The organism is Nocardia sp. NPDC058666, assembly GCF_042714895.1.
Taxonomy (GTDB): domain Bacteria; phylum Actinomycetota; class Actinomycetes; order Mycobacteriales; family Mycobacteriaceae; genus Nocardia.
Window position 1 is genome coordinate 225871 of sequence record NZ_JBHXRY010000005.1, and the last position, 17247, is coordinate 243117.

Genomic DNA, 17247 nt, shown 5'->3' on the forward strand with positions numbered 1-17247 from the left:
GTGTTCCCTTGTGAGTCACGGATGCCACATCGTTGCCGAGGATGAGCCTGTCGAACGAAAGCCGATCAGACGGGCTCGGACGAGATCATTCCTGACCGTAACACCAGACCCCCTGCTCAACACGCGTGTCAGCGCAGGCAGTCGCGTCGCGAGTACCGCTGAACAGGGCGCGCCGCGTGTCTGCGGTCCACGCCGAAGCCGCGATCGGATCCGCTAGCATCGCGATCGAAGCGCTGGTCGAACCTCCCCGCGATGCCGATTGCCCTGCGGTCGCTGCGAAGACCGACGCGGCCTGTCCGCGACGCTGACCGAAGCTGCTCGACAGCGAGGAGAAGTTCGTTGCACTCGACGACCGGCCGACGTGACCAGCACACACTGTTGGTGATCATCACCGCGACGGCGCTGGCGTTCGTGCTGTTCGGTTTCGCAGTCGACACTCCCGCACAGGTGGTGCGCGGCATCGGCGACATCGTGTTCGCGCGTGACCTGGTGGTCACCGATTTCGTCGGGGTCGGGGGTCTGGGCGGCGCGTTCGCCCAGGCCGGCTTGGTCACGTTGGTGGCGTGCCTGGCGTTTCGGCTGACCGGTGCGCCGGTGAACGGGGACGCGGTGGCGTGCCTGCTGCTGCTGCTCGGTACTTCCCTGTACGGCAAGACGCTGCTCAATATCTGGCCGATCATCGCGGGTGTCGCCTTGTATGCCGTGGTTCGCGGTGACCGGTTGGCCGACTATGTGTCAACGGCGTTCTTCGCCACCGCGTTGTCGCCGATCTTCTCGGTGCTGGTCTTCACCACAGCGCTGCCCGCGTGGGCCGGCATCGCGCTGGGCGTGTCGACGTCGGTGCTCATCGGGTTCGTGGTGCCGCCGGTGGCGCGGCGACTGTTCCACACCCATGCTGGATACAGCCTGTACAACATGGGTTTCGTCGCCGGGGTTGTCGGCGCGGTGATCGTGGCGGTCTATCGGGCCTTCGGGCTCGGCCCGCAACCGGAGATGGCGTGGACCTCCGGGCACAACACCGCGATCCTCGTGCTGTTGACGATCTGCTTGGTGGCCATGCTGGTCGCGGCGTTCGTCTGCGACCGCTCGCCGTGGCGGGCCTACGCACGCCTGCTGCGCAATGACGGCCGGGCACCGTCGGACTTTCTCGCCGAGTACGGTGCGGGCGCGGTCTTGCTCAACATCGCCGTGCTCGGTGCGCTGGCGGTCGGGTATGTGCTCGTCATCGGCGCACCCCTCAACGGTCCGGTCGTGGCGGGCATTCTGAGCGTGATCGGGTTCGGTGCCTGTGGCAAGCACGCGCTCAACATCGTGCCGATCGTGGTCGGTGTGGTGTTGGCCGGGTTGCTCAAACCGCTCGAGCTGACCGATCCGGGCATGATCTGGGCCGCGCTGTTCGGCACGTGCCTGGCGCCGATCGCGGGACGGTTCGGCCTGCAGTGGGGTGTGGTCGCCGGATTCCTACACGCCTCGACCGCGCAGGTGACCGGGGTGTTGGTGGTGGGGCTGAACCTCTACGGCAACGGGTTCGCCGCCGGTCTGGTCGCGGCGGTGGTGGCACCGGTCGCGGCGTTCCTGGCCCACCCGCGCCGCACGCCCGGCACTGTCGACGAACCAGTACCGGCGGCCTGAGCCGCGTTGGTTCGTTCACCAGCGGCAGTTGCACACGCACTACCGATTCCAGGCCCGCCACCACTGGTCCATCTCGTGCTCGATCGTGTGCGCCGCGTGGCTCAGTACCCTGGCCAGCGCACCCGGTCCGGCGAGGTAGGTGGCGGTCGGGCTCGGTAGCGTGTCGGGCCGATGCCCGAATATCGCGACGGTGCCGATCACGCGGTAATCGCCCAGAATGCCAGGGCAGGAACGCAATTCGGGGTCGGTGAGGTCCAGTTCCTCGACCAGCAGCGGCGCTGCGGCATAGGTGACGTGTTGGCTGGAACGCAGCGCCCCACCGCGCTCGCCACTTCGACCCAACACCACGACCTCCGACGACACCGCCCTCGCGTCCTCGGCCAGATCGATGGTGATGCAGCGGGTCAGATCCGCACCCTCGGAGATGACCAAAGGTGCTGCCTGCCAACGCAATACCCCGCCGCACGCTACTGTCACTCGGGCTGTCCAGCTCGCGTTCCCGCCGCGGGCGTTGTAGGCGACGGTGCCCGAGGGCTCGACGAGTTCGAGTTCGACACCGGCGCCGACCGCGATGTCGAGCTCGAGGCGGTCTCCCGCGACGAGCATCGCACAGCACCCGACCAGCGCGATCCGCACCCGCGCACCATCGATACTCAACAGCCGCGGCGCCAGAAAATCCCCCCGATCCAGCATCTCGACGACCACTCCGGTCGCACTGGGCTGCACCGAGATTCGCGTCGGCAGCACCGGCGCGACGTCGGGCTCAGTGCTGGTGAGCGTGCTGATGGTCATGGACGTGTCCGTGCTCGTCATCGGCGTGAAAATGCGGCGCCATCGGACCCGGGTCCGCCGGTATCAAAGCACCACCGCGGTGTGCGTTCAACACCGTGCGCACCCAGTCGACGAGTTCGTCGATGCTGGCCGGATCGCGCTGACTCAACGCCACCACCGGCAGCCCGCCGCGCACGGCGCTGGCGTCACGCACCATCTGATCAGGGTCAACGCCCACGTGCGGGCCAAGGTCGGTCTTGTTGACCACGAGCAGATCCGCCCGTTCGATACCGGGACCGCCCTTCCGGGCGACGTCTCCCCCACCGGCGACGTCGATGCAGAACGCCTGCGCGTCGACCAGAGCCGGGCTGAACGTCGCGGTGAGGTTGTCGCCACCGCTTTCGACCAGCACCAGATCCAAAGGCGCGAACTGCCTTTCGAGATCCTCGACTGCGAGGAGGTTGGGGGTCACGTCGTCGCGGATCGCGGTGTGCGGGCACGCGCCGGTCTCCACCGCGACGATCCGCTCCACCGGCAACACCCCCGCAGCGCGCAGCAGCCGGGCATCCTCGTCGGTGTAGATGTCGTTGGTGACCACGGCCATCTCGAGCTCTGACGCCAACCGACGGCACAGGGTGGCGATGAGCGTGCTCTTGCCGGTACCCACGGGCCCCGCCACACCCAAACGCAAGGGACGGGTCGACGGGTCAGACTTTTCAAGCATGGAAAATCCTCCTGTGTCGGTTCGCATGTTCGAGGGACCACTGCTCGATCTGTGGTGCGGTCGGCGCGGGCAGATCGGCACACCCGGTGACGGTCACGGCCAGGTCGGCGATGCGCTCCACGGTGTCTGCCAGCGCGAGCACCCAGCGCACGGGCTCGACCGGGTCCACGGCGATCAGTTTCGGTGCGGCGCAGGCGGCGGTCTGCAGATCGTCGTAGAGCGCGGTGCGGGCGGTCCGGATGTCGTCGAGTCCGGCGACCGCCGCGACCACCCCGAAGGCGACCGGGCGATACGGTGCCGCCATCGCGGCGAGTGCGGCGATGCACGGTTCCGCGGGCCACAACTGCTGTGCGAGCCGCGAGATTCCCCGGCCCAGTTGCACCGAGGCCGCGCGCAGAGCAGAACTGGAAGTCCTTGCCGCATAAGCACTGTGAATCTGATCGAGGTCGGTGAGTTCACTGAGTGCTGCCCGCCGAGCAAGCACCGCCGTAGCCGCCTCCACGCGCCCCACCGTGTGCAAGCGCGCGGTCAGGTACCGCGAGATCTGCGCCGGGGGCATCGCCGCACGCAACGCCGGTTCGAGCCCCGCGGAATGGGCGTGACCACCCACCGGCAGGCGCCCATCCGGCAGCAGCAGATCGACAACGCTGCTCAAAACATCAGATAGCGTTGGGCGAGCGGAAGCTCCACCGCGGGCTGCGGCGGCACCGGAACTCCGTCGATCGACACGATGAAGGTCTCCGGGTCGATCTCGATGCGTGGCAGTGCGTTGTTTCGCGGCAGGTCCTTCTTTCCGATGTCGCGAGTGGGACGCACCGCCGCCAGCCTGCGAGTGAGACCGAGCCGCTGCTCGAGCCCGGTGTCCAAGGCGATCGGCGCCACGAACGTCGTCGACAGGTGCGCCGCCGCCACACCGTGAGCCGCCAAACCGGGCCGCATCAACACCGGCTGCGGCGTGGTGATCGAAGCGGCCGGATCGCCCAACGGCGCGGCCACCACCGCACCGGATTTGATCACCGCCTCCGGCCGAATCCCGAAGAACGCCGGCTTCCACAGCACCAGATCAGCCATCTTGCCCGCCTCCACCGACCCGACCTCGTGATCGATGCCGTGCGCCACCGCCGGACAGATCGTGTACTTGGCGACATAGCGGCGAGCGCGCTCATTATCGGCCGGCAACGTCGAATCACCGCGCCCGAAGCGCGACTTCATCACGTGCGCGGTCTGCCAGGTGCGGCAGATCATCTCCCCGATCCGCCCCATCGCCTGGCCGTCGGTGGACATGATCGAGATCGCGCCGAGGTCGTGCAGGATGTCCTCGGCGGCCATGGTCGTGGCGCGGATGCGCGATTCGGCGAAGGCCAGATCCTCGGGCACTTTCGGATTGAGCGCGTGACACACGATCAGCATGTCCAGGTGCTCCACGACAGTGTTGACGCTGAACGGCATCGTCGGATTCGTCGACGCGGGAAGCACATTCGGCTGACCGGCCAACACCATGATGTCGGGCGCGTGCCCACCACCCGCGCCCTCGGAATGGAACGCGTGGATCCCGCGCCCCGCGATCGCATCGATCGTCTCCTGGACATACCCGGTCTCGTTGAGGCTGTCGCTGTGCAGGGCCACCTGCAGACCGAACTCGTCAGCCGCACGCAACGCCGCATCGATCACCGGCGGCGCCGAACCCCAGTCCTCGTGGATCTTGTAACCACCGGCCCCCGCGAGCGCGTCCTCCCGCAGGGCATCAACGCTGGTGGTGCTGCCTTTACCGAAAAGCAGGACGTTGACCGGCAATTCGTCCAGCGCGCGATGCACCATCGCCAACGACCACGCACCCGGTGTCACCGAGGTCGCCTTCGTGCCCTTCGTCGGCCCGGCGCCACCACCGATCATGGTGGTCGTGCCCGCCGCGATGCCCTCGCGAATCTCGATCTCGGACAGGAAGTGCACATGCGTGTCGACCGCACCCGCGGTCAGAATGCAGCCCTCCCCGGCGATGACATCGGTGCTGGGCCCGATCTCCATCCCCGCATCGATGCCGTCCATGATCTCGCTGTTGCCCGCGCGCCCGACCGCGACGATGCGCCCGTCCCGGATCCCGACATCGGCTTTGACAATGCCCCAATGGTCCAGCACCACAACGTTGGTGACCACCACATCCAGGGCGCCCTGGTCCCGGCTGACCCGCCCCTGCCCCATCCCGTCGCGGATGGTCTTGCCACCACCGAACACGACCGCGTCATACCGGTTGGTGCGATCGGATTCGACCTCGATCCACACATCGGTGTCACCGAGCCTGATCTGATCACCGGTGGTCGGCCCGAACAACTCCGCGGACCGATGCCGTGAAATCGCGTTCACCGCGTCATCTCCCGACCCACCCGGCCGCCGAACCGGGTGCACGCCACGGTGCGGCTCACGCCCGGCTCGAACCGGATCGAGGTGCCCGCCTGGATATCGAGATGGAAACCGACCGTGACGGTGCGGTCGAACTCCAGCGCGGCGTTCGCCTCGGGCAGATGCAGATGCGAACCGACCTGAATCGGCCGATCCCCGGTGTTCACCATCACCACGTCGAGTTGGTCGCGACCGCTCTCGTCCGGCAAGGGAATCTCACCGAACCGGTACTCACCGGGGATCATCGAATCGGCTCGGTGATGGTGACCAGCTTGCGACCGTCACGAAACGTCGCTTCGACCTGCACGTCCCCCAACATCTCGGGGATACCGTCCATCACATCCCCGCGCGTGAGCACCTGCCGACCCGCGCTCATCACCTCGGCCACCGACCGACCGTCGCGAGCACGCTCGATCGCCCAGCACGACAGCAACGCCACCGCCTCGGGATAGTTGAGTTTCACACCACGCTCATGCCGGTCGCGCGCCACCATCCCCGCAACGCTGAGCAGCAGCTTTTCCGTATCCGAAGGATTCAGTCGCATATCGAGCTGTTCCGATCTCTGGAGTCCGACACCGAGATTCACACAACACACGAAACGTTCGAGCCACGCACACTGGCGTTTCGCCCACACTATCAATCAGCGGGCCTACAGCTGATCCCCTTCGCGCGAGGCGCCGGACCTTCGAGCAAACCGCCCGGTCCTGTCGTTTTGGCCAGATCACCCAACATCGTTGTGGCACATGTGATTTCGTTGACTCACCTCAGCGACGAGGGTTGACCGTGATTCACCGCAGCGCGTTCCACCGGGAGGTTCGGCATGGGTTACAACCTGACTGTTCAGACGGGAAATGTGTCAGGAGGGGGAACCGACGGCACAGTCAAGGTTCGCTTCAATCGCGACAATTATGGACTGACCGACTGGTTCACACTGGATCACGCAGGCAACGACTTCGAGGCCGGAAGCCGCGACACCTACCACATCGACGCGAGTGTCAACATACAGCCGGGGACCGCACTCGAAGTCGAGCTCGACCCCACGGGCCTGGGGTCGGACTGGCACCTGGAATGGATCACCGTCGTCGAAGACGGCACCAACAAGACCTGGCACATCGCCGCCAATACCTGGTTTCAGCGCAGCAAAGAGGTCACCACCACCAACACCGGTGGCGATCAGGCCACCCACGACGTGGCGGGGATTCTCAACCAACTCTTTCCGCTCACACCCGTCAACCCCGGCGACCAGCGAATCTATCTGTCCAGCTTCGACGGTCGAGCATGGAGCCCCTACCAGGCCTTGTCCGCCGTCACCGACAAACAGCCGACCCTGGCCGCGGTGGACACCACACTGTTCCTCGCTTGGAAGGGCCGCGGTGACCAGACCCTGTGGTGGACCAGCACCACCGATGGGCAGAACTGGCGCGAGGACCAGCAGCAACCGGAGGGATCGTCGTGGAGTCGGCCGTCTCTGGCGCCCAACCCCGCCAAGAACGGCGTCGTACAGATCGCACGCGGCGGCGATGGCAACACCACACTGTGGTCGTCCACTTTCGGCGACGGGGCTTGGCAGCCCAGCCGCAACCTCGGCATCGGGTCCTCCTCCGATGACGGCCCCACAGCGGCACAGCATCACGACGGGCTGTTCCTGGCGTGGCAGGGATCAGGAGGCGACCAGCAGATCTGGTGGTCTGCCTCGGCGGACGGCCTCACCTGGCAGGAGCAACACAAGGTTCCCGACGCCACTTCGTCGGCGAGCCCGGCACTGTCCACCTTCAATGATCAGGTCCATCTGGCGTGGAAGAGCAGTTCCGACACCAAGATCTATTGGTCGATCTGCGATGGCAAGAATTGGAGCAAGCCGCTGTCGATCGCCAACGCGGCAACCCACGTCAGTCCCGCACTCGCCACCTACGACGGCCGGCTGTACCTGGCGTGGAAGGCGGCCGACGCCCCCGCGATCTGGTGGGCGTCCTATGACGGCAAAGCCTGGAGCAAGCCCGAACAGAACGCGAATGTGAATACCGGCGTCGGCCCCGCACTCGCGGCCTTCGACGGGAAGTTGTACATGGCCTGGACTCCGGTCCCGCCGCCGCCACCGGAACGGTCGTTCTTCGAGAAACTGGGTGACGCGGGCAGGGCGTTCGGCCCATTCCTCTGATCCTGAACAGGTCTCGGCCACTGATCCCGCGGCTCGAATTCTGAACGAAGAAGGCCCCGATCGTTTTGATCGGGGCCTTCTGTATGGCCGGTCAGCCGGTTCCGTAGAGCTCGGCATGCCACATCTTGGCGACTACTCGCTCGATCCCCTGGGTCAGGTGGCGCCGGTAGGTGGAGAACGGTAGCCCGAGTTGTTCGGCGGCCCGCTCCTGTGTCGGCGCCGGCCGCAGGTAGGTGCGGTCGAGAACGCGATAGAGCTTCTCGCCGCGCGAGTCCTCGCGCACCGACTCGACGATCGCGATGAGCAACTCACGCAGGGCGGCGCCGGTGTTCGGGCCCGCGTGATCAGCAACCACCTTCGACCGAAGCAGCGGATTTCGTTCGAGACCGCCGCCGCGGCCGAGCTCGCGCAACGCTGAGCGGACCGCGTCGGCGAACTCGGGCTGAGACAGCACCAGTAGCGGGTTGGGCAGTGCGAGTCGCGCGGGGACCGCGCCGATGACACGATCACTGGTCCGATCGAGCCACTCGGGAATGCCCACCCTCCGCCAGTCATGGGCGTACACCGCGTATCGACGGCCACCGACCTCGAATTCAGCCTCGTGCGCACGATGGAAATCGATATGGGACATGAAGGGCTCCCATGCCTGCGATGCCTCGAAAGCGCCGATGAAATCCCAGGTCAGATCCGGGCGGGACAACCAGAACTGCGTCGAGCAGGCCGTCACCACATTGATGGTCGATGACGGGAGTTGGTTCAGTTCCGCGTCGACGAGGAAGCGCCCCGCGTGCACCGGCTCGCCCGGTCGGGGCCCGCCATATCTGGTCGCGTAATCCCACATGGTGTGAGTGCCGGGGTCGGCGGCCAGCTCGGCCTCGGTCGCCTCGTGCAGGGCCAGCCGACAGAAATAGCCGATCGGCGCGCTGCCCGAAGCCCGGACCACGACGAACTGTTCGGGCTGGCGAGCCAACCAGAAGTCCACCAACTCGGCCTGCTCGGGGCCCTGATGCCGCTTCGTCATCGCCAGGATCGACTCCCGGTACTCGGCGCGGTACCGGTCGGGAAAGGCCCGACCGAAGCTCGACCAATCCCAATACGCCGAAATGGACGGGTTGTGGCGGTGCAGGAAGACCAGGTCGGCGACGGGCCAGCGCGCTTGCTGCGCGGTGGCGTCGAGCACCTCGATGAGGTGCGCGCGCACCCGTCGATGCACATCGAGGTAGGACTCAGGATCACGCCACCGCAGGTCGGCGTCGAGGACGTCGCGGGCGATCTCGTGCGGTGCCAGTCCGAGCGGCCCCGGTTCGATGATCGCCAGCCCGCGCAACCAGTCGAAGACATCGGCGCAATCGGATTCGCCGAGCGCGGCCCGCAGCAGCGCCTCGGTGGTGAACCGGACGTGCGCGCACACCTCGAGCGCGGCCCGATGACGCCGGCTCGGCACCGAATCGACGAACCGGGCGAGCAGCGCGCGGACCGCGTCGGGGGCCTGCACCAGCGCGGCGGGCAGTTCACCGGCGGTCTGCGCGAGCACGTCGACCAGCAACGACAACGCCAGCGGGTGGCCATGGGTGAGCGCCAGCAGCCGGTCGTGTTTGTCCGCGGGCACGGCGGCGACCCGCAGGTAGGCGCGGGCGTCGTCGGGTGCGAGGTTGCGCAACGAGATCGTCCGCAGCAGATCCCGCCAACCGGGGTCGTCTGACCACGCGCGGGCAGGTGGATGACGGCTGGCGATCACCACAACGACGTTCGTCGCCAGCGTGGGGAGCAAGGACTCGCGCAACCAATCCTCCAGTGGCGCAAGACGTTCGAAAGTGTCGATGAATACGACCGACGACGCGCTCGGCGACGGAGCCAACGCCGCGCGAAGCGCCGAGGGAGACGGCTCGACGGTGCGTCCGTCCACCCGTGTGGTCGCCGCGCCCGCGAGTTCGGCCAGCTCGACCATTTCCGCCAGCAGCGCGGACTTGCCGATCCCGCCCGGCCCGTGCAGGAACAGCACCGTGAACGGAGGTTCGTCCGCGTCCAGCGCCGCGCGGAACAATTCCACTTCGCCTGCCCGCCCGACGAACCGCCGCCGACGCGCTGATCGGAGCCGATCAGCCACGGTCATCGTGTCCTCGATCATGGCCTATATCTACCAGGTCCGATCATCGACGGGGCCCGCTCGCCGCAGCCGATTCTCACCGTGCGAACGCCGCCGGTCGCGCTGACGCCGTGTCCACCCGCTTGTGCATTCCGACCGACACCCGCGCCAGGGTGCCAGGGCGCAACAACCGCGCGGGATGGTCGAGCAGGGCCGAGACCCGCAGGAATCGCGCGGCGACGATCGGGTCGTGCCTGCCCACTTCCAGCAGCCGCCGGACATAGGCGTTGACCAGCCGGATCTGGAGTGTCCGGGTCCCTTCCACCAGGGGTTGGGTCAGGTCGGCGCCCACCGCGAGCCGCCAGGCGACATCCACCGCGGCGATCGCCTTGCGAAAGTACCGGCGTTCCACGTCGTCGCCGCCCGTGCGCAGGCACTCCCGCAACGCCATCACCTGCAGCGCGGCCGCCGACATGCCCTGTGCGTAGATGGGGTTGAAACCGCACAGCGCATCACCGGCGACGATCAGCGCGCGCGGCAGTCGGCGCGCCCGGTCGTAGCGGCGGCGACGGTTGGCGTCGTACCGGTAGGTCGCCACTGGGGACAGCGCCTGCGCGGCGCGCAATGCGTCGAGCACATGCGGTGGGGCGAACGCTGCCACGAACTCGACCAGTTCGTCGAAACTCGTGCCGGGGTGATGATCTCGATACCCGGTCGCGGTGAACAACCAGGTGCCGTCCTCGTTGGCGAGCAACGCCATCCCGATGGGCCGGTCGGGAGCAGGACCGATCAAGACCAGATTCTCCGGTTCGGTCCCCGGACGCAGCCGCAGCGACACACTCGAGTACCCGATGTGGACGGAAACCTCGTCCTCGGCGGGCATTTCGTAGCCGAGCTCGCTCAGCCAGGCCGGGGTCCGGGTACCTCGGCCCATGGCGTCCACAATGAGGTCGGCCGCGAGAACTTCCTCCGCGCTGCCCGCCGTGCGGGCGATGATCCTGACACCGGTGACCCGGTCGCGCGACTCGTTCGCGACTAGGCCGACCACATCGCGGCCGTCGGCGAACCGCAGTGCCGTCAGCGCCCGAACACGTTCGCGCACTCGGCCTTCCAGATGCGGCCTGGTCGGCAGATAGGTCCGCACACCGGGCTTCGCGTGCGCCGACAGACGGTTGCCCGCGATCGAGAAATAGAACCCGGTGTAGTCATCGATCACCTCGGTCCCGGCGGCCTCTAGCTCGTCGAGCAGCCCGGGAAACAGCTGCTCCAGCGCCTGTGATCCGCTGGGCAGCAACGCGTGCACGTGCTTGCCCTGCGGAACCCCGCGCCGTGTTTCGAACCCACCGTCGAGGCGATCTCGTTCCACCACGGTGACCCGGTCGTAGGAATCGGACAGCACTCGGGCGGCGAGCAGACCTGCCATGCTCGCACCGAGTACCACTGCGTGTTCACCTCTGCGAACCATCGCGCACCTCCTGCAGTCTCAGCGATGGTGCGAGCGTGCGACATTCAACTGCTCGGTTACCAGTCCATTTCGCTACCCAACTTCAACGGCCGAGCAGCTCGATGTCCCACATCGCGAGGTGTTGATGACGTGCCGACGGCCAACCTTGTTGTTGGGATCGGTCTCCAGACCCGAGCGCACGCCGAGCTAGAGCAGATTGGTGCTAGTCTTATTAGCACCATGTTGTGGCGCATCGATCAGAACTCAAAGGCAACGCTGCAAGACCAGATCGCAGCGTGCGTCCGCCGGGCGGTCAGCGCCGGCGAGTTGGCTGTCAACGAACAGCTACCGCCGGCGAAGGAGTTGGCTGCGGCATTGTCGGTCGACCGCAACACCGTCCTGGCCGCCTACCGGCATCTACGCGAGGAAGGGGTGGTGGACTTCCGGCGCGGACGTGGAGTTCGGGTGACCTCGACCGCCGCCAGTTCGGCGCCGGTCGAACAGGCCGCTCGACAACTGATCGAGGTCGCGCTGGCGCAGGGATACCGCAAAGCCGAGGTGCTCGGCTTGATCGAGGAGTTGATGTAATGCCCGAGTCGACGGTGTACACCTGCCGCGTCACCAACTGGCCGATGCTGTGGCTCGCTATTGCCGCCACAGTCCCGGTGTTGGCGATCGGCGCCTCGTCCAATGGGCCGTGGACTGGCGCCGCTGTCCCGGTCGCGGCCGGAGTCGTGCTCGTGATCGCCATGATCGCGACCGCGACCAGCCTGCGTGTGAGTACCGGCCCCACCGGTTTGACCGCCAGCTTCGGCGTCCTCGGTCTGCCTCGATTCGCCTATGCCGCAGCGACTATCGCCCACGTCGAGGTCATCGACATTCCCTGGTGGAGTCCGTGGAGTTGGGGGATGTTCTGGCTGCCGACGCGGGGCTGGCTACTGACATTGCGCAGTGGTCCCGCGCTGCGGTTGCGCCTGTCCGACGGCCGCGATGTCACCGTGTCGGTGACTGACCCCCAGAAGGCCATGTCGACGCTCGGCACTACCGCGACTCAGTGAAAGCCCATCTGCCGTGGCCAGAAAGGTCGGCATGCAGGCCGGAGCTCGGGTTGATGTTCGGATGGGCCGCAGTCGGACCTTTGGGATGCACCTCGATCGGAGCCTGAGGGGATCAGCTCAAGGTCTTCAACGCCGCCGCGTCGTAAGGCTTCAGCTCGTCGACCCGACCTGCGAGGACCTTGGCCGCCCACTCCGGATCCTGGAGCAGGGCGCGGCCGACCGCCACCATGTCGAACTCATCGCGTTCCATGCGATCGAGCAGGTTGTCGAGATTGCCCAGTTCGGCGCCCTGCCCGCGGAAGGCGTGGAGGAAGTCGCCGTCGAGGCCGACCGAGCCGACGGTGATGGTGGGCTTGCCCGTGAGTTTCTTGGTCCAACCGGCCAGGTTCAGGTCGGAGCCGTCGAATTCGGGCAGCCAGTAGCGGCGGGTGGAGGCGTGGAAGGCGTCGACGCCGGCAGTCACGAGCGGCGCGAGGATGGCCTCCAGTTCCTGCGGGGTCTGGGCCAGGCGCGCGTCGTAGGCTTCCTGCTTCCACTGGGAGTACCGGAAGATCACCGGGAAGTCGGGCGAGACGACCGCCCGCACCGCAGCCACGATCTCCGCGGCGAACCGCGTGCGGGCCACCGAGTCACCGCCGTACAGATCGTCGCGGCGGTTCGTGCGCTCCCACAGGAACTGGTCGAGGAGATAGCCGTGCGCGCCGTGCAGTTCGACGCCGTCGAAGCCGATGCGTTCAGCCGCCGCGGCAGCCTCGGCGAAAGCGCTGATCACGTCGTCCAGGTCACGCCGGGTCATCGCCTTGCCTGCACCCTCGGTGCCGTCGACGCGAATGCCGGAAGGGCCGACCGCGGGAGCATCGACGAACGGCGGTTCTCCCTGATTGCGGACCATGCCGATATGCCACAGCTGCGGCACGATCTTGCCTCCCGCGGCGTGCACGTCCTGCACGACCTTCGCCCATCCCGCGAGCTGCTCCGCACCGTGGAAACGCGGCACCCGGTCGCTCTGCCCGGCCGAATCGTGGCCGACGTACGTCCCCTCGGTGATGATCAGGCCGACACCGGCGGCGGCGCGACGGGCGTAATACGACCGCACATCGTCACCGGGAATGCCCTCCGGCGAGAACATGCGCGTCATCGGCGCCATCGCGATGCGGTTGGGCACGGTCAGGCCGTTCAGCATGACGGGCCGCGACAGGACCTGGGCCGTACGAGAGACGTCGGTGACGATCACTGGATACTCCTTGACAACATCGAAGGTTGAGAACTTCAAGCAATACCCCCACGCTAGAGGTAACTATTTGAGATAGTCAAGTTTCTGCGGCTAGGCTGGTCGGTATGGAAGAAGCACCCCACGTCGATACGGCCCAGCTCATGGAGCTGCTCTCGGTGTCACTGGGCGCCTACTACGGCGACTTCACCACCGCCGCGGCCAGCGAAAACCTCACCGCGAGCCAAGGCAAAACCCTGACCGTCCTACGCCGAGGCCCCGTCGCGATGCGCGCCCTGGCCCACACCCTGGCCTGTGACGCCTCCAACATCACCGGGATCATCAACCGCCTGGAAAAGCGCGACCTGGTCCGCCGCGAAACCAACCCCACCGACCGACGTGTCACAAATCTCGTCATCACAACCGAGGGTGAACGTGTGGTCGACGCCATTCGCGCGAAAATGCGTGTCACGCAGGACGGGCTGGACCGACTCAGCAACCAGGACCGGGACCGTCTGCGGGCGCTACTGGAGCAGGTTTTCGCTCCGCGACCCGTGTGACGTCACGAAGTAAAGCCGCAGGTCAGCTAGGCGATTTGGTTTACGACAGTGTGTCGGATAATCTTTTGGCACACCAACAAGTCCGGGTGGCGGAATGGCAGACGCGCTAGCTTGAGGTGCTAGTGTCCTTTAACGGACGTGGGGGTTCAAGTCCCCCTCCGGACACGTACAGAAGGCCCCGATCGTATAGATCGGGGCCTTCTTCGTTCAGAATTTGCTGTGGCCGGATCGAATACTCACGTCCACGCCCGACGTGCGAAGTCGGCGCGCGAGGATTTCCATCTCGACTCGTGTGCCCTCGAGCCCCGCCTCGCACAACTCCTCGGCCATGATCCGGGCCTGCACCAACGACAGCGACCTCGCGGAGCGCAATGCTCGCATCACCGTCACCAAAGACGCACCGCCAGTCTGGCTTTCGAGGACTGTCGGCCCATTCGCGGCCAGGATCGTGTCACGAAAGCCCGCGAGTGGCTGCTGGTAACCGCAGTCCGCCCACACGCACCCGCATTCCGAGCATTGGCCGTCTACGTCCCACCGGTGGTCTGCGCCCACCAGCGCCTCAGTGACGGTGGACTCTGAGGGCTTTCCGCACTCGATACACGGCATCGTGTGTGAGGCCGATTCGGTGATGGTCTCCATTGTCCTATCAGCTGATCCAGTACCGGCGAATGTCGCCACCATCGGTCCATGGTTCGACCGATTCCAGTGTGCCACAACAGGGTTCGATTACCCGCCGCGATCCGCGGTTGTTGTTGTCGCATGTGACCAGGATTCGGTCTATGCCGATAGATCAGGCAACAACGACACCGTGCTGAAGGATGGCGGTGCCGAGCCCGCGACGCGGTACTCCGGCAGACCCCCGTACCCGACGTGCCCATCTCGTAAGCGCAGTCTCTGGTTGAGGGCATGCCTGATCGAGTTTCCGCTTCGCGAAGCTTTCGCGTACGCCAGCGCCGACACCGCCTACCGGTGCTACGTCCACCTGCGCGACGGCTGGTACTACTGACTTCCGACCGGCATGGGCCAAGCCTGAGCCCTCACCGCCGACGAGGGCGAGCACCTCCGCACAGTCAGCGTCTTCGAGTACGACGACCACAACCCACGCGGCTGAGCGACCCAGCCCGCCCGATGTGCATGGCAACCGGAATCCGAGGCCTCAAACCGCACTGCGACGTTCAGGTCTGCCCCGAACGCAGATCGCCGCACCCCACGCTTGGACCACCGCCACAGCCAGCGAAAGCGCGAGTCTGTACTAGAATCGTGTCCATGAGCACCCTTGGGGGGGACGGCCAGTCGCTGACGGTTGTTCCCGAAAAAGTCCGCGACGTAGGTACTTTCGTGTATGGCCTCGCTGATACACTACGCCAGGCTCTCGACATTGCATCTCGCGAGGTAGATGCGTGCGCTGGAGGGAGCTGGACCGGCGACTACGCTGAGTCGTTCGCGACCGCCTGGTCCGAGACTCGTTCGGGTGGTGTCGCCGTAATCAGTGCTCTCACAGAAATGGCAGAAAAACTAGGCGTGTCTGCCGATACGTATAGCCAGGCTGACCAATCGTTCAGTGCAGACCTCGGTGCATTCAGTCTAGATCTGCCGGGTCTGTGATGGGGTCGGAATTCTCGCTCGACCTCGACCATCTCGAAGACATTGTCGCCAAGGTGGCTGGACTGGCCAGCTTTGTCGCAGAGCACCTCGATGAGATCGACGACAGAGTTGCGACACTCGTCGGCACCGGGTGGGAAAGTGTCGCCGCGGATGCCTACCAAGTCGCACACCAGCAATGGGCAACTGGCGCACGGGAATTCGCGGAGGGCATTCGCGAGATGAGTGCGTCAGCTAAATCTGCTCACACTCAATATTCCGCAGCGATCGATACCAACCGGCGCATGCTTTCAGGTGAGTGAGTGAGCGATGTACGTCGATTGGGTATCTTATTATGCGGCTGGCAAGGAATGTCACGATCTAGCCACAGAATTGCGTGCAGCTGATAAACCCGTTCACGATTGTATGCGGTCCAAAGGTGCTGGCATGGCAGGAGACGCGCCCGGCTGCACCGAATGGGCAAGAGCATATGATGACCAAGCTCGTAAGGGTTTGCAGGCGTGTACGAACTTGGCCGATGCGCTGACAAACTTCGGCAATATCCTGTTTGCATCCGGCTATAATTATGGGATCAGCAACAACAGCGACCCTGCACCACCACGCCCGACGATCGTTTCGATGACGGAGTACACGGTCGACCTCCCGTCGGCTACGACGGCAATCTCCGGAAACGGCGTCCACCGTAATGATGACGGCGGAGAATTCTTCGACCGGTTCATGGAGAACATCACTAACGAATTCAAGAAGCTGCCCAATGCTGATGTTGATGCACTTGGTGAGGTTTCCGCGACGTGGAGTGCGTTCGCGAACAGCGAAGCGTTAGCGGGTCTGAAATCCCGTGTTGAGGCTATCTCGCAGCGATTCGACAACCTCGATGCAGTCGAAAACCGAGCCCTGATACAGCAACATCTCAACACGATTGGGACGTCGGCTGATACGATGACGTTGGCTGCCAGCAATATCGCAGCGCCGTTGGGAGAATTCAAAACTAGCATCGTCGATGCCAACCAAGCTGTGCGTAGCGCTATCATTTCGTTTGAGTGGGCAGTCGCGCTATCTGTCGGCGTCGCTGTGGTTGGAGCGCTCTTCTCTCTGGGTGGATCCGTAGCGGTCGGCGCAGGCACCGCCGCTCTGGCCGCCACTCAGGCGACATCCGCGATCCGAACTGCGTTGAACGCCCAGAAACTTCTGAGAATTCTCGGATTCTCGGCCGCATTCGGTAGCGCGGTCGGCGCAATCACTGCTTTTGACGGGGTGCCCGACACCGGCGCAGTAATTACGTCGCTCGCAACTATCATCACAACAAAAGTACTCCTACTCGAAGTCTCCGATGATATCAATGGCGGTGCGGGCGCCTTCACGGTCGGCTCGCTGACCACCAGTGTCGGGAAGTTGGCAAAGGAATACGATGTAACTGAACGTGAAATCAGAGAGGCAATTCACAAGGTGAAAGCAGGTGGGGCGTGGCGCGGCAACGGCGCAGCTAAGAATCCCGACGTGGTGATCGACACCAAGACCGGTGAGGCGTATCCGAAAAATGCCGATGGTACGGTTTCAGAGGATAGCATCGGAAATATCACAGACTTCTTGCCCGAAGAATGATCA

General features: G+C 65.2%; 18 protein-coding genes and 1 tRNA gene. 9 read left to right on the plus strand and 10 right to left on the minus strand.

Features of this window, described 5'->3' with window-relative positions; genetic code table 11:
- Positions 1-339 precede the first annotated feature (339 nt).
- Entirely contained in the window at positions 340-1632 is a 1293-nt protein-coding gene (locus tag ACFWVD_RS14885; RefSeq protein WP_379242905.1) for a DUF1576 domain-containing protein, read from the plus strand.
- A gap of 39 nt (positions 1633-1671) precedes the next feature.
- Here the strand turns inward: ACFWVD_RS14885 and ACFWVD_RS14890 are convergent, their stop codons facing one another.
- From ACFWVD_RS14890 to ACFWVD_RS14915, 6 genes are read right to left on the minus strand one after another with little or no spacing between them, the layout of a single operon-like run.
- On the minus strand, positions 1672-2424 hold the full coding sequence (locus tag ACFWVD_RS14890) for an urease accessory protein UreD (RefSeq protein WP_379242907.1): 753 nt from the start codon (positions 2422-2424) through the stop codon (positions 1672-1674).
- Entirely contained in the window at positions 2396-3127 is a 732-nt protein-coding gene (gene ureG / locus ACFWVD_RS14895; RefSeq protein ID WP_379242909.1) for an urease accessory protein UreG, read from the minus strand. The genes ACFWVD_RS14890 and ureG overlap by 29 nt, the downstream gene beginning before the upstream one ends.
- Positions 3120-3782, minus strand: coding sequence for an urease accessory protein UreF (locus ACFWVD_RS14900; protein WP_379242911.1), 663 nt, complete (start codon positions 3780-3782; stop codon positions 3120-3122). Before ACFWVD_RS14900 ends, ureG begins: the two co-directional genes overlap by 8 nt.
- Positions 3779-5488 carry an urease subunit alpha gene (locus ACFWVD_RS14905; RefSeq protein ID WP_379242913.1) on the minus strand — a complete coding sequence of 570 codons (1710 nt, stop codon included), beginning with the start codon at positions 5486-5488 and terminating at the stop codon, positions 3779-3781. The genes ACFWVD_RS14900 and ACFWVD_RS14905 overlap by 4 nt, the downstream gene beginning before the upstream one ends.
- The gene (gene ureB / locus ACFWVD_RS14910) at positions 5485-5769 is read right to left on the minus strand and encodes an urease subunit beta (protein ID WP_379242915.1); all 285 of its coding nucleotides are present in this window, start codon (positions 5767-5769) and stop codon (positions 5485-5487) included. The genes ACFWVD_RS14905 and ureB overlap by 4 nt, the downstream gene beginning before the upstream one ends.
- Positions 5766-6068 carry an urease subunit gamma gene (locus ACFWVD_RS14915; protein ID WP_379242917.1) on the minus strand — a complete coding sequence of 101 codons (303 nt, stop codon included), beginning with the start codon at positions 6066-6068 and terminating at the stop codon, positions 5766-5768. Before ACFWVD_RS14915 ends, ureB begins: the two co-directional genes overlap by 4 nt.
- 276 nt (positions 6069-6344) lie before the next feature.
- On the opposite strand from ACFWVD_RS14915, the gene ACFWVD_RS14920 reads away from it, so the two are divergent.
- Entirely contained in the window at positions 6345-7682 is a 1338-nt protein-coding gene (locus ACFWVD_RS14920; protein ID WP_379242919.1) for a PLAT/LH2 domain-containing protein, read from the plus strand.
- A 91-nt stretch (positions 7683-7773) separates the two neighbouring features.
- Here the strand turns inward: ACFWVD_RS14920 and ACFWVD_RS14925 are convergent, their stop codons facing one another.
- Together ACFWVD_RS14925 and ACFWVD_RS14930 are read right to left on the minus strand one after the other, a co-directional pair.
- The gene (locus tag ACFWVD_RS14925) at positions 7774-9810 is read right to left on the minus strand and encodes an ATP-binding protein (RefSeq protein ID WP_379242921.1); all 2037 of its coding nucleotides are present in this window, start codon (positions 9808-9810) and stop codon (positions 7774-7776) included.
- Positions 9811-9865: 55 nt separating this feature from the next.
- Positions 9866-11233 (minus strand): FAD-dependent oxidoreductase, encoded by a 1368-nt coding sequence (locus tag ACFWVD_RS14930; RefSeq protein WP_379242923.1) that lies wholly within the window; start codon positions 11231-11233, stop codon positions 9866-9868.
- A gap of 219 nt (positions 11234-11452) precedes the next feature.
- On the opposite strand from ACFWVD_RS14930, the gene ACFWVD_RS14935 reads away from it, so the two are divergent.
- A complete protein-coding gene (locus tag ACFWVD_RS14935; RefSeq protein ID WP_379242925.1) occupies positions 11453-11800 on the plus strand; it encodes a GntR family transcriptional regulator in 348 nt (115 codons plus the stop codon).
- The gene (locus tag ACFWVD_RS14940) at positions 11800-12270 is read left to right on the plus strand and encodes a hypothetical protein (protein ID WP_379242927.1); all 471 of its coding nucleotides are present in this window, start codon (positions 11800-11802) and stop codon (positions 12268-12270) included. The genes ACFWVD_RS14935 and ACFWVD_RS14940 overlap by 1 nt, the downstream gene beginning before the upstream one ends.
- Before the next feature lie 112 nt (positions 12271-12382).
- Here ACFWVD_RS14940 and ACFWVD_RS14945 read toward each other — a convergent pair whose 3' ends face one another.
- Positions 12383-13504, minus strand: a complete 1122-nt coding sequence (locus tag ACFWVD_RS14945) for an NADH:flavin oxidoreductase (RefSeq protein WP_379242929.1) — start codon at positions 13502-13504, stop codon at positions 12383-12385.
- 104 nt (positions 13505-13608) lie between these two features.
- Between ACFWVD_RS14945 and ACFWVD_RS14950 the strand changes: the two genes are divergently transcribed.
- Positions 13609-14040: a MarR family winged helix-turn-helix transcriptional regulator gene (locus tag ACFWVD_RS14950; protein WP_379242931.1), complete on the plus strand. Its 432-nt coding sequence runs from the start codon at positions 13609-13611 to the stop codon at positions 14038-14040.
- An 80-nt stretch (positions 14041-14120) separates the two neighbouring features.
- Positions 14121-14205: transfer RNA gene (locus ACFWVD_RS14955), tRNA-Leu, on the plus strand.
- A 42-nt stretch (positions 14206-14247) separates the two neighbouring features.
- On the opposite strand, the gene ACFWVD_RS14960 is transcribed toward ACFWVD_RS14955, so the two are convergent.
- The gene (locus tag ACFWVD_RS14960; RefSeq protein WP_379242932.1) at positions 14248-14592 is read right to left on the minus strand and encodes a hypothetical protein; all 345 of its coding nucleotides are present in this window, start codon (positions 14590-14592) and stop codon (positions 14248-14250) included.
- Positions 14593-15306: 714 nt separating this feature from the next.
- Between ACFWVD_RS14960 and ACFWVD_RS14965 the strand changes: the two genes are divergently transcribed.
- From ACFWVD_RS14965 to ACFWVD_RS14975, 3 genes are all read left to right on the plus strand, one after another.
- A complete protein-coding gene (locus ACFWVD_RS14965; protein ID WP_379242933.1) occupies positions 15307-15645 on the plus strand; it encodes a WXG100 family type VII secretion target in 339 nt (112 codons plus the stop codon).
- Positions 15645-15944, plus strand: coding sequence for a WXG100 family type VII secretion target (locus ACFWVD_RS14970; RefSeq protein ID WP_379242934.1), 300 nt, complete (start codon positions 15645-15647; stop codon positions 15942-15944). The genes ACFWVD_RS14965 and ACFWVD_RS14970 overlap by 1 nt, the downstream gene beginning before the upstream one ends.
- A gap of 124 nt (positions 15945-16068) precedes the next feature.
- Complete coding sequence (locus ACFWVD_RS14975; protein WP_379242936.1) at positions 16069-17244, plus strand: hypothetical protein; 1176 nt, start codon at positions 16069-16071, stop codon at positions 17242-17244.
- Positions 17245-17247 lie beyond the last annotated feature (3 nt).